Source organism: Pseudomonas sp. BF-R-19 (genome assembly GCF_019956445.1).
GTDB lineage: Bacteria > Pseudomonadota > Gammaproteobacteria > Pseudomonadales > Pseudomonadaceae > Aquipseudomonas > Aquipseudomonas fluorescens_BH.
The window spans coordinates 13,274-27,441 of the sequence record NZ_JAHBDN010000056.1; the positions used below are offsets into that span (position 1 = coordinate 13,274).

Genomic DNA, 14,168 nt, shown 5'->3' on the forward strand with positions numbered 1-14,168 from the left:
GGAGCGGGCTTGCTCGCGAAGGGCGCGATGCAATCCCGGATCTTATTGGCGAGCAGCCATATCACCTCGGTTGCCCGACACCTTGCGGCAGTGCACCAGCGCATCACGGATCATGAAGTTCACCAGGGTCGGCGAGACGCCGAGTTCCTTGGCGATGTCTTTTTGCGGTACGCCGTGCAGGCGATACATCTCGAAGGCGTAGCGGGTACGGCTCGGCAACTCGGTCAACGCATCGGCAATGTGCTCCAGCGTCGAGAAATTGATGTGCGAGGTTTCCGGTGACGCACCCTGGATCACCACATTCAGCCCTTCCTCTTCAGGGCCGGAATACTTCTGCTCCAGCGCCTGCTTGCGGTAGTGGTCGATCGCCAGGTTGCGCACGATCTGGAACAGGTAGCTGAGCTGGGCCTTGATCGAACTGGTGATGGGCGGGGCCGATTGCAACCGGAAGAATGCATCCTGCACAACATCTTCGGCACGTGAGCGACAACCGGTAATTCTGGCTGCGATCTTCACCAGAATCAGTCGATTGTCGACGAATGCCTGAAGTAGCGGTGTATCGCACCTGCTTGTGGATACTGGTTCCATCATGGAAATCACCCTGCTGCCAAAAGGTTAGTGGGACGGCGAATGAACCGGGGGGGGCCGTCCTACAGATCGAGCGACAAATTAGGCTTAATGATAATGATTGTCAAATGAGAAAAAGAACTAATGCGCCGCAGCAGTGCAGAGTGAGAACTGCGACACGCTGACTCACTTCAGTCCGCTTTGCGTTGCGGCCGGCGACTAATTATTTCAAGACGTCATCCGTTCTCAAGGATGAATTGCACAGCGCAACCCTCATCACCCCGTAGGAGCGAGCTCGCTCGCGATGGTCGTCAACGATGACGATGGGCGCCTGACACCCCCGCGGCGTTCTCCGGATTTTCGCGAGCAGGCTCGCTCCTACCAAGCCGAATTCAGGCAGGAAACCTCATGACCGACGCGTTCGAACTCCCCAGCACAATGGTCCAAGCCCTTCAGCGCCGCGCGGCCCTGACGCCGGATCGGGTGGCCCTGCGCTTTCTTGCCGAGACCCCGGATCAGGCTGTGGTGCTCAGCTATCGCGAACTGGATCTGCGGGCGCGGACGATTGCCGGCGCATTGCAGGCGCAAGCGGATGTTGGCGACCGCGCCGTGTTGCTGTTCCCCAGCGGCCCGGATTACGTCGCGGCGTTCTTCGGTTGCCTGTACGCCGGGGTGATCGCGGTGCCGGCTTACCCGCCGGAGTCGACGCGCCGTCATCACCAGGAACGCCTGCTGTCGATCATCAGCGATGCCCAGCCGCGCTTGCTGTTGACCAGCGCCGGGCTGCGCGATGGGTTGCAGCAGATCGAAGGGGCGCCGCCGCTGCTGTGTGTCGATACCCTCGACGGTGCACTGGCCGAGCGCTGGGTCGCGGTGGATCTGCAGGACGATCACATCGCCTTCCTGCAATACACCTCTGGCTCCACCGCGCTGCCCAAAGGCGTGCAAGTCAGCCACGGCAATCTGGTGGCCAACGAATTGCTGATTCGCCACGGTTTCGGCATTGACCTGAACCCCGACGACGTCATTGTCAGTTGGCTGCCGCTGTACCACGACATGGGCCTGATCGGCGGCCTGTTGCAGCCGGTTTTCAGCGGCGTGCCTTGCGTGTTGATGTCCCCGGCGTACTTCCTCGGCCGGCCGTTGCGCTGGCTGGAGGCGATCAGCGAATACGGCGGCACGATCAGCGGCGGGCCGGATTTTGCCTATCGCTTGTGCAGCGAACGGGTCAGCGAGTCGGCCCTGGAACGGCTCGACCTGAGTGGCTGGCGCGTGGCGTATTCCGGTTCCGAACCGATTCGCCTCGACACCCTGGAACGCTTCGCCGACAAGTTCGCCACCTGCGGCTTCACCGCGGACAGTTTCATGGCCTCCTACGGTCTGGCCGAAGCCACCCTGTTCGTGGCCGGCACAGCGCGCGGCCAAGGCATCGGCAACCTGCGGGTGGACGATCAGGCCCTGGCGCAGAACCGTGTCGAAGCGGGCGAGGGCAGCCCAATCATGAGTTGCGGTATCAGCCAACCGGCGCACGCGGTGCAGATCATTGACCCGGTCGCGCTCAGCGAACAGGCCGACAACGTCGTCGGCGAAGTCTGGGCCAGCGGGCCGAGCATCGCCTCAGGCTACTGGCGCAACCCCGAGGCGTCGGCCAAGACCTTCGTTCGGCACGCCGGCCAGACCTGGCTGCGCACCGGGGACCTGGGTTTCCTGCGCAACGGCGAGCTGTACATCACCGGGCGCCTGAAGGACATGCTGATCGTGCGCGGGCACAACCTGTACCCGCAGGACATCGAGCAGACCGTCGAACGTGAAATGGAAGTGGTGCGCAAAGGCCGGGTTGCTGCCTTTGCCGTCATGGTCGAGGGTCAGGAAGGCATCGGCATCGCCGCCGAAATCAGCCGCAGCGTACAGAAAATACTGCCGCCGGAATCCTTGATCAAAGCCATTCGCCAAGCCATCGCCGAGGCGTATCAGCAAGCGCCGAGCGTGGTGGTGCTGCTCAATCCGGGCGCGCTGCCCAAGACCTCCAGCGGCAAATTGCAACGCTCGGCGTGCCGCAGTCGCCTGGCGGACGGCAGTCTCGACAGCTACGCGATGTTCCCGTCGGCCGCCACCGAAAGTGCAGGCCCGATCGAGTCGGGCTCCGAGCTGCAAAGCCTGATCGGCCGGATCTGGTGCGAGCAGTTGCAGGTGGGGCAGGTGAGCGCCGATGATCATTTCTTCTTGCTCGGCGGCAACTCCATCGCGGCGACGCAAGTGGTGGCGCGCCTGCGGGAAGAATTGGGTCTGGAGTTGAACCTGCGCCTGCTGTTCGAAGCCCCGACCCTCGGCGCATTCGCCGATGTCGTGACCCGTCTGCAACAGGACGGTGGCCTTGCCCAGGGCGCGATCACGGCGCTGTCGCGCCAGCAACCGATGCCGCAATCCCTGGCACAAAACCGCCTGTGGATCACCTGGCAACTCGACCCGCACAGCAGCGCCTACAACATTCCCGGCGGCTTGCGCCTACGCGGCGAGCTGGATGAGGAGGCCTTGCGCGCCAGTTTCCAGCAGTTGATCGAGCGCCACGAATCCCTGCGTACGCGATTCTTCGAACGTGACGGCGTGGCGTTGCAACAGGTGGATGCGGCGGCCGGGTTCAACCTGCAGCTGATCGATATCAGCGACCTGCCGGCTGCCGAGCGTGAGGCCCGGGCACAGCAGATCCGTGAGGACGAAGCGCGGACCCAGTTCGATCTGGAGAAAGGCCCGCTGCTGTGGGTGACGCTAGTGCGCCTCGACGACGAAGACCATCAGTTGTTGGTGACGATGCACCACATCATCGCTGACGGCTGGTCGCTGAATGTACTGATAGACGAGTTCTCGCGCCTGTATGCGGCCGCCTCCCAGGGCCAGCAAGCGCTGCTGGCGCCATTGCCGACGCAGTACGCCGATTACGCCAGCTGGCAGCGGCAATGGCTGGCGCAAGGGGAGGGCGAGCGGCAACTGGCCTACTGGAAAGACCGCTTGGGTGATGAGCATCCAACCCTGAGCCTGGCCACCGACCATCCACGCGCTGCCCAACAACTGCACAGCGCCGCTCGCCACACCGTGCGTCTGGGCGCGGCCCTGAGCGATGCGATTCGGCAGATCGCCCAGGCCCATGAATCGACCGCCTTCATGCTGTTGCTGGCGGCGTTCCAGACCTTGTTGCACCGCTACAGCGGCCAGCGAGATATCCGCATCGGCGTGCCCAATGCCAACCGTCCGCGCCTGGAAACCCAGGGCCTGATCGGCTTCTTCATCAATACCCAGGTGCTGCGTGCCGAGGTGGACTCACGCCTGCCATTCGTTGCGCTGCTGGCGCAGACCCGTCAGGCGGCGTTGGGTGCGCAAGCGCATCAGGACCTGCCGTTCGAACAACTGCTGGAAGCCTTCCCGCAGGCCCGTGAACAGGGCCTGTTCCAGGTCATGTTCAACCATCAGCAACGCGACCTCGGCGCCTTGAAGCGCCTGCCGGGGCTGCTGGCCGAAGAGCTGCCGTGGCACAGCCGCGAAGCCAAGTTCGACTTGCAGTTGCACAGCGAAGAAGACCGCAACGGTCGCCTGACCTTGTCCTTCGACTACGCCAGTGAGTTGTTCGAGGCCGCGACCATCGAGCGCCTGGCCGAGCATTTCTGCAACCTGCTGCGGGCTGTCTGCGAGCAAGCGGACACCGCCATCGGTGACCTGCCACTGTTGACGGCTGCCGAGCAGCTTCAGCAATCGGACTGGGCCAGCGCACCCTGCGCAGCGGCCAGCCAATGGCTGCCCGAGTGGCTCAACCAACAAGCCCGGCTGACACCTGAGCGCCCGGCGTTGATATGGGACGGCGGCCAGATGGACTTCGCCGAACTGCACACCCGGGCCAACCGTCTGGCCCATTACTTGCGCGACAAAGGTGTGGGGCCGGACGTCTGCGTGGCCATCGCTTGCGAGCGTTCGCCGCAACTGCTGATCGGCCTGCTGGCGATCATCAAGGCCGGTGGCGCCTACGTGCCGCTGGACCCGGATTACCCCGCCGAGCGCCTGGCCTACATGCTCAGCGACAGCGGTGTTGAATTGCTGCTGACGCAAACCCGATTGCTCGAGCGCTTGCCGGCCAGCGAGGGCGTCAGCGTGATCGCCATGGACACCCTGCACCTGGACAACTGGCCAAGCCATGCGCCGGGACTGCACCTGCATGGCGATAACCTTGCTTATGTGATTTACACCTCCGGTTCCACCGGCCAGCCCAAAGGCGTCGGCAACACCCACGCGGCGCTGGCCGAGCGCCTGCAATGGATGCAGGACACTTATCGCCTGAACGAAAGCGACGTGCTGATGCAAAAGGCGCCGATCAGTTTCGACGTGTCGGTGTGGGAGTGCTTCTGGCCGCTGATCACTGGCGCACGTTTGCTGATCGCCGCGCCCGGTGAGCACCGCGATCCGCACCGCATCGCGCAGCTTGTGCAAGCGTACGGCGTGACCACGTTGCACTTCGTGCCGCCGCTGCTTTCGCTGTTCATCGACGAACCACTGAGCGCTGAATGCACCAGCCTGCGCCGGGTGTTCTCCGGGGGCGAGGCCTTGCCGGCGGAGCTGCGCAACCGGGTGCTGGCGCAGCTGCCAGCGGTGCAACTGCACAACCGTTACGGCCCGACCGAAACCGCGATCAACGTCACCCACTGGCAATGCTCCAGCGCCGATGGCGAACGCTCGCCGATTGGCCGGCCGCTGGGCAATGTGATCTGCCGCGTGCTCGACAGCGATCTCAATCCCGTGCCGGTCGGCGTGCCGGGTGAGCTGTGCATCAGCGGCGTTGGCCTGGCCCGTGGTTACCTCGGTCGCCCGGCGTTGACCGCCGAACGCTTCGTGGTCGATTCGATGGGCGAGCCGGGCGCGCGCCTGTATCGCACCGGCGACCGGGCGCGCTGGACGGCGGACGGCGTGATCGAATACCTCGGCCGTCTCGATCAGCAGGTCAAGTTGCGCGGGTTCCGCGTTGAACCGGAAGAAATCCAGGCGCGACTGCTGGCCCAGGACGGTGTTGCGCAAGCCGTGGTGCTGGTGCGCGACACCGTGGCCGGGGCGCAACTTATCGGTTACTACACCGCAGCGAACAATGCCGGGGACGAAGCCGAGCAAACCGCGCGCCTGAAAAGCGCATTGGCCGCCGAACTGCCGGAATACATGGTCCCGGCGCAACTGATGCGCCTGGATGAAATGCCCCTCGGCCCGAGCGGCAAGCTCGACCGCCGCGCCCTGCCGGAGCCGCAGTGGCAGGTGCGCGAACACGTCGAGCCCGTGACAGAACTGGAACAACGCATCGCCGGCATCTGGCGCGAAGTGCTGGGCCTGGCGCAAGTCGGCCTGCGCGATGAGTTTTTTGCCCTCGGCGGCCACTCTCTGCTGGCCACGCAAATTATCTCCCGCACCCGCCAGGCCTGCGACGTCGAGTTGCCGCTGCGGGCGCTGTTCGAACACAGCGAACTCGGTGCCTTTGCCGAACAGGTTCGCCTGATCCAGGCCAGCGGCAGCACCAACAAGCAGCCGCCAATTGAAAAAGTCGATCGCAGCCAGCCGGTGCCGCTGTCCTATTCCCAGCAGCGCATGTGGTTTCTCTGGCAGATGGAACCCGACAGCCCGGCCTACAACGTCGGCGGCATGGCGCGGCTGCGCGGCGTGCTCGACGTGGCGCGTTTCGAGGCGGCGCTGCAAGCCCTGATCCTGCGTCACGAAACCCTGCGCACTACGTTCCCGAGTATCGACGGCGTCGCCCGCCAGCAAGTACACGCGCAAACCGGCGTGCGCATGGCATGGAAGGATTTCACCGCGCTGGATGCCGAAGTCCGCGAGTGGCAGGTGCAGCAACTGGCCGACGACGAAGCGCACCAGCCGTTCGATCTGGAGACCGGACCTTTGCTGCGCGCCTGCCTGGTCAAGACCGCCGAACAGGAACACTACTTCGTTCTGACCCTGCACCACATCGTCACCGAAGGCTGGGCGATGGACATTTTTGCCCGGGAGCTCAGCGCGCTGTACGAAGCGTTCGTCGATGATCGTGAATCACCGCTGGCGCCGTTGCCGGTGCAGTACCTGGATTACAGCGTGTGGCAGCGTCAGTGGCTTGAGTCCGGCGAGCGTCAGCGTCAGCTCGATTACTGGACCACGCAACTGGGCCGCGAACACCCGTTGCTGGAGTTGCCGGCCGACCGTCCGCGCCCGCCGGTGCAAAGCCATCAGGGTGAGTTGTATCGTTTCGACCTGAGCGACGAGCTCGCGGCAAAGGTCCGCGCCTTCAACGCGCAAAACGGCCTGACCCTGTTCATGACCATGACCGCCGCCCTGGCTACGCTGCTGTTCCGCTACAGCAGCCAGACCGATCTACGCATCGGCGCGCCGGTGGCCAACCGCATTCGTCCGGAAAGCGAAGGGCTGATCGGCGCGTTCCTCAACACGCAGGTGCTGCGCTGCCGGCTCGACGGGCAGATGTCCGTGGGCGAGTTGTTCGAGCAGCTGCGCCACACGGTGATCGAAGGCCAGTCCCATCAGGACCTGCCATTCGATCATCTGGTGGAAGCCTTGCAACCACCCCGCAGCGCGGCCTACAACCCGTTGTTCCAGGTGATGTGCAACGTGCAGCGCTGGGAGTTCCAGCAAAGCCGCAGCCTGGCCGGCATGACGGTCGAGTACCTGGCCAACGATGCCCGCGCGACCAAGTTCGACCTCAACCTCGAGGTCACCGACCTCGACCATCGCCTGGGTTGCTGCCTGACCTACAGCACCGATCTGTTCGATGAACCGCGCATCGCGCGCATGGCCGGGCATTGGCGCAACCTGCTGGAGGCGCTGATTGCCGATCCGCAGCAGCGCTTGAGTGAGCTGCCGCTGCTGGCGTGTGACGAACAACAACATCTGCTCGACAGCCTCGGTGTCGAGCCGGGTGAACATCGACTGGACCAATGCATTCATCATTTGTTCGCCGAGCAAGCCTTGAAGCGCAAAGACGCTCCGGCCCTGACCTTCGCCGGGCGGACCCTGAGCTACGCCGAACTCGACAGCCGCGCCAATCGCCTCGCCTGGATGCTGCGTGAACGCGGTGTTGGTCCGCACGTGCGCGTGGGCCTGGCACTGGAGCGCTCGCTGGAGATGGTCGTCGGCCTGCTGGCGATCCTCAAGGCCGGCGGCGCCTATGTGCCACTGGATCCGGAATACCCGCTGGACCGCTTGCATTACATGATCGAAGACAGCGGCATCGGTTTGCTGCTCAGCGATGCGGCGATGTTCCAGGCGTTGGGCGAGTTGCCGGCGACCGTCGGCAGCTGGTGTCTTGAAGAGGACGCCGTTGCACTGGCCAACTACCCGGCCACCGAGCTGCCGTTGATCAGCTTGCCGCAGCATCAGGCCTACCTGATCTACACCTCGGGCTCGACCGGAAAACCGAAAGGCGTGGTGGTGTCCCACGGCGAAATCGCCATGCACTGCCGCGCGGTGATCGAGCGCTTCGGCATGCGCGCCGATGACTGCGAACTGCACTTCTATTCGATCAACTTCGACGCCGCCACCGAGCGTTTACTGGTGCCGTTGCTCAGCGGTGCGCAAGTGGTGCTGCGGGCTCAAGGGCAGTGGGACGCGGAAGAAATCTGTGGCCTGATCCGTCGTCATCACATCAATGTCCTCGGTTTCACGCCGAGCTACGGCAGCCAGTTGGCGCAATGGCTGGCAACGCAACAGGAAACCCTGCCGGTGCGCATGATCATCACCGGCGGCGAAGCGCTGACCGGTGAACACCTGGCGCGCATTCGCGCAGCGTTCCAGCCGAGCCAGTTCTTCAACGCCTACGGCCCGACCGAAACCGTGGTCATGCCGCTGGCCGGTCTTGCCCCTGAAGTACTGGATGAGGGCGCCGGCAGCGTACCGATCGGCAGCGTGATCGGCGACCGCGTGGCCTACATTCTCGACGCCGACCTGGCGTTGGTGCCGCAAGGCGCGACGGGCGAGTTGTACGTCGGTGGTGCGGGCCTGGCCCAGGGTTATCACCAGCGTCCGGGCATGACCGCGGAGCGCTTTGTCGCCGATCCGTTTGCCGCCAGCGGCGGACGTATCTACCGCACCGGCGACCTGGTGCGCCAGCGCGCTGACGGCCTGGTGGAATACCTCGGACGCATCGACCATCAAGTGAAGATTCGCGGCTTCCGCATCGAGCTCGGTGAAATCGAAACCCGTCTGCTTGAGCATGCGTCGATTCGTGAAGCCGTTGTGCTGGCGCTCGACGCACCGAGTGGCAAGCAACTGGTCGGCTATCTGGTGACTGACGTCGCCGAACAGAACGAAGCACAGCAATCGGTCTTGCGCGAAGCCCTAAAGGCGCATCTGAAATCGCAACTGCCAGACTACATGGTGCCCACGCACCTGATCCTGCTGGCCAGCATGCCGCTGACCGCCAACGGCAAGCTCGACCGCCACGCACTGCCGGCACCGGACCCTGAGCTGAATCGCCAACACTACGTGGCGCCCGGCAACGAGCTGGAAATCACCCTCGCGCAGATCTGGTGCGAAGTGCTGAACGTCGGCCAGATTGGCCTCAACGACAACTTCTTCGAACTGGGCGGTGACTCGATCCTGTCGATCCAGGTGGTCAGCCGGGCGCGGCAGCAGGGCATTCACTTCAGCCCTCGCGACCTGTTCCAGCACCAGACCGTGCAGACCCTCGCCGCCGTGGCCACCCTCAGCGAGCAGGTCAGCGCCGAGCAGGGCTTGATCATCGGCGAGTCGCGTCTGACGCCGATCCAGCACTGGTTCTTCGACACACACATCCCGCAACGCCAGCACTGGAACCAGGCGTTGTTGCTGCAACCGACTGTCGGCCTCGAACCTCATCGCCTGGAGCAAGCGCTGCTGGCGGTGATCGAACAGCACGACGCCTTGCGCCTGCGTTTCAGCAAGGTCGCCGGCCAATGGCATGCCGTGCACCAGTCGATGTCCGAAGCGCCGGTGTTGTGGCAGGTACGCGTTTCGTCCATGGACAAATGCGCGGCCTTGTTCGCCGATGCCCAACGCAGCCTCGACCTGGAAGACGGGCCGTTGCTGCGCGTGTTGCTGGTCGATGGCCCTGAAGGTCAGCAACGATTGTTCATCGCGATTCATCATTTGGTGGTCGATGGCGTTTCTTGGCGCGTGCTGCTGGATGATCTGCAAACCGTGTATCGCCAACTGGACGCGCAGCAGTCGGTGAAACTGCCGGCGAAAACCAGCGCCTTCAAGGACTGGGCCGCACGCTTGCAGGCCTACGCCGGCAGCGAGTCGCTGCGCGAAGAACTGGGCTGGTGGCAGGCGCAACTGGCCGGGCCCACCGCCGATTTGCCTTGCGATCACCCCGAGGGCGGGCGGCAGAACCGGCATGCGCAAACCGTCAGCGTGTGCCTCGACAGCGAACGTACCCGGCAGTTGCTGCAACAGGCACCGAGTGCCTATCGCACCCAGGCCAACGACTTGCTGCTGACCGCATTGGCCCGCGTGCTGTGCCGCTGGAGCGGTCAGCCATCGGCGCTGATTCAACTGGAAGGCCACGGCCGCGAAGCGCTGTTCGACGAGATCGACCTGACCCGCACCGTCGGCTGGTTCACCAGCGCCTATCCGCTGCGCCTGACCCCGTCGAACATCGAAGAAGCCGCCGGGCAGGGCGCGTCGATCAAGGCGATCAAGGAGCAACTGCGTGCGGTGCCGCACAAAGGCCTGGGTTATGGCGTGCTGCGTTATCTCGCCGATGACCAGAGTCGCCAGTGCATGGCCGGATTGCCGGTGGCGCCGATCACCTTCAACTACCTCGGCCAGTTCGACCAGAGCTTCGGGGCGGACGCGCTGTTCCATCCGCTGGATGAAACCATTGGTGCGGCCCACGATTCCAACGCCCCGTTGCCCAGCGAGCTGAGCGTCGACGGTCAGGTGTATGGCGGTGAACTGGTGCTGCGCTGGACCTTCAGCGCCGAGCGCTTCGATGGGCAAACCATCAACGAGTTGGCCGATGCCTACCTCCGTGAGTTGAACAGCCTTATCGAGCATTGCCTGCGCGATGACGCGGGCGGCCTGACACCGTCGGACTTCCCGCTGGCGAATCTCAGCCAGACGCAACTGGATGCGCTGCCGGTCCCGGCCGCCGCCATTGAAGACGTCTACCCGTTGACCCCGATGCAGGAAGGCATGCTCTTGCACACCTTGCTGGAGCCAGGCACCGGCCTGTACTACATGCAGGACCGCTACCGCATCAACAGCGAACTCGATCCACAGCGTTTCGCCCAGGCCTGGCAAGTGGTGATCGCCCGCCACGAAGCGTTGCGCGCGTCGTTCTGCTGGAACGTCGGCGAAGACATGCTGCAAGTGATCCACAAACCGGGCAGCACGCCGATCGAGTACCTCGACTGGAGCGACATTGCCGACGCCGAGCAAGAGCCGAAGCTGCAAACCCTGCTCAAGACCGAGCGCGAGGCGGGGTTCGATCTGCTCAACCAGGCACCCTTCCACTTGCGCTTGATCCGTGTGGGCCCGGCGCGCTACTGGTTCATGATGAGCAACCACCACATCCTCATCGATGCCTGGTGCCGTTCGCTGCTGATGAATGATTTCTTCGAGATCTACAGCGCCCTCGACGAAGACCGGGAAGCGCAACTGGCGGTGCCGCCACGTTATCGCGACTACATCGGCTGGCTGCAGCATCAGAGCCTGGCCGAAGCGCGGCAGTGGTGGAAAACCAACCTGCAGGGTTTCGAACGGACCACGCCGATCCCGAGTGACCGGCCATTGCTGCGCGAACATGCCGGCGACAGCGGCGGCATGATCGTCGGCGACCGTTATACAAGGCTCGATGCCCGTGACGGCGCGCAATTGCGCGAACTGGCCCAGGCCCATCAGTTGACCATCAATACCTTCGCCCAGGCGGCGTGGGCGCTGGTGCTGCGGCGCTTGAGCGGTGATCGCGACGTGCTGTTCGGCGTCACCGTGGCCGGGCGTCCGGTGGACATGCCGCAGATGCAGCGCACCGTCGGCCTGTTCATCAACAGCATCGCGCTACGGGTGAAAATGCCCGAGGACGGCCAGCGTTGCAGCGTGCGCCAGTGGCTCAGCGGTCTGCTCGACCACAACATGCAACTGCGTGAATACGAATACCTGCCGCTGGTGAACATCCAGGAACAAAGCGAACTGCCCAAGGGCCAGCCGCTGTTCGACAGCCTGTTCGTGTTCGAAAACGCCCCGGTGGAAGTCTCGGTGCTGGACCGTGCGCAGAGCCTCAACGCGACCTCGGATTCGGGCCGGACCCATACCAACTTCCCGCTCACGGCGGTGTGCTATCCGGGTGATGACCTGGGCTTGCACCTGTCCTACGACCAGCGCTACTTCGATGAGGCCACGGTCGAGCGCATGCTCGGTGAGTTCAAGCGTCTGCTGCTGGCGTTGGTGGAAGGTTTCCATGGCGACATGGCCGACCTGCCGTTGCTGGGGGCCGAGGAGCAGGACTTCCTCATCCATGGCTGCAACCAGAGCGAACAGGATTACCCGCTGGAGCAGAGCTATGTTGCATTGTTTGAAACGCAAGTGGCCCGACATCCGCAGCGGATTGCCGCCAGTTGTGTTGATCAGCAGTACAGCTACCTTGAGCTGAACCAGCGCAGCAACCGCCTCGGCCATACGTTGATCGCCGCCGGTGTCGGGCGCGATCAACCGGTGGCCTTGCTGGCCGAACGCAGCTTCGAATTGCTGGGCATGATCATCGGCAGCTTCAAGGCGGGGGCGGGTTACTTGCCGCTGGACCCAGGTTTGCCGGGTCAGCGTCTGAGCCGGATCATCGAACTGAGCCGCACGCCATTGCTGGTATGCACGCAAGCGTGCCGTGAGCAGGCGCAGGCCTTGCTCGACGAGTTCGGCTGCGCCAGCCGGCCACGGCTGCTGGTCTGGGAGGAAGTCCAGGCCCTTGCGCTGTCGGCGGACAATCCTGGTGTCTACAGCGGACCGGACAACCTCGCCTACGTGATCTACACCTCCGGCTCCACCGGTTTGCCCAAAGGCGTGATGGTCGAACAGCGCGGCATGCTCAACAACCAGTTGAGCAAGGTGCCGTACCTGAACCTGAGCGACGCCGACGTGATCGCGCAAACCGCTTCGCAAAGCTTCGATATTTCGGTCTGGCAGTTCCTCGCCGCGCCCTTGTTCGGCGCACGGGTGGACATCGTGCCGAACACCATCGCTCATGATCCCCAGGGTTTGCTCGCCCATGTGCAGAGCCAGGGCATCACCGTGCTGGAAAGCGTGCCGTCGCTGATCCAGGGCATGCTCGCCCAGGAGCGCATGAGCCTTGACGGCTTGCGCTGGATGCTGCCGACAGGTGAGGCGATGCCGCCGGAACTGGCGCATCAATGGTTGCTGCGCTATCCGCAGATCGGGCTGGTGAATGCCTACGGTCCGGCAGAGTGTTCGGATGACGTGGCGTTCTTCCGCGTAGATATGGCTTCGACTCGTGGCAGCTACCTGCCGATCGGCACGCCGACCGACAACAACCGTTTATACCTGCTCGACGGAGCACTGGAACTGGTGCCGCTGGGCGCAGTGGGTGAACTGTGCGTGGCGGGGACCGGGGTCGGCCGCGGCTATGTCAGCGATCCGTTGCGCACCGCCCCGGTGTTTGTGCCGAACCCGTTCGGTGCACCGGGTGAGCGCCTGTATCGCACCGGCGACCTGGCCCGCCGTCGCAGTGACGGTGTGCTGGAATACGTCGGCCGTGTCGACCATCAGGTGAAGATCCGTGGTTACCGTATCGAACTGGGTGAAATCGAGTCTCGCCTGCATGAGCAAGCGGAGATTCGTGATGCCGCAGTTGGCGTTCAGGAAGGGGTGAACGGCAAGCATCTGGTGGGTTATCTGGTCGCGGCGGATGTGGTGTTGAATCCGGCTGAACGCCTGGAGCGCATCAAGCAACGCCTGCGCGCCGAGTTGCCGGAATACATGGTGCCGCTGCACTGGCTGTGGCTGGACAAGCTGCCGCTCAACGCCAACGGTAAACTGGACCGCAAGGCCCTGCCGGCGCTGGAGATCGGCCAGATGCAAAGCCAGGATTACCAGGCGCCGCGCAATGAGCTGGAGCAGACCCTGGCAGACATTTGGGCCGAGGTGCTGAAGGTCGAGAAAGTGGGCGTTCGCGACAACTTCTTCGAGTTGGGCGGGCATTCGCTGCTGGCCACGCAAATTGCCTCGCGGGTGCAGAAAACCCTGCAACGGGATGTGCCGTTGCGGGCGATGTTCGAGTGCAGCACGGTGGAAGAATTGGCCGGGTACATCGACGGGTTGGCGGCCAGCGAGATCACCGAGGAGAAGGTGGATCGCTTGAACGACCTGATGGCGGAGCTGGAGGGGTTGTAATCTCGAGCGGCTGGACCGGCCTCATCGCGGGCAAGCCTGCTCCCACAAGTTAGATGGTGTACTCATGGTGGGTGAACACCTCGAACCCTGTGGGAGCGGGCTTGCCCGCGATGGCGATGGTACAAACGCATACATTCTGGCGATTGACGGCTGTCCGTCAGCCGCTCAGTCTTCCTGCTCCATTTTTTCTAGCG

At 63.8% G+C, this 14,168-nt stretch carries 2 protein-coding genes; one reads left to right on the forward strand and one right to left on the reverse strand.

The window, feature by feature from the left end:
* Nucleotides 1-42: 42 nt before the first annotated feature.
* On the reverse strand, nt 43-591 hold the full coding sequence (locus KGB28_RS15515) for an RNA polymerase factor sigma-70 (RefSeq protein WP_095946262.1): 549 nt from the start codon (nt 589-591) through the stop codon (nt 43-45).
* Between the two features lie 384 nt (nt 592-975).
* Here KGB28_RS15515 and KGB28_RS15520 point away from each other — a divergent pair, with 384 nt between their 5' ends.
* Nucleotides 976-13,974 (forward strand): non-ribosomal peptide synthetase, encoded by a 12,999-nt coding sequence (locus tag KGB28_RS15520; RefSeq protein WP_223446373.1) that lies wholly within the window; start codon nt 976-978, stop codon nt 13,972-13,974.
* The last annotated feature ends 194 nt before the right edge of the window (nt 13,975-14,168 follow it).

Coding starts and splice junctions, on each gene's coding strand:
- KGB28_RS15515 (WP_095946262.1), bottom strand. CDS start 591: ATGATGGAACCAGTATCCACAAGCAGGTGCGATACACCGCTACTTCAG.
- KGB28_RS15520 (WP_223446373.1), top strand. CDS start 976: ATGACCGACGCGTTCGAACTCCCCAGCACAATGGTCCAAGCCCTTCAG.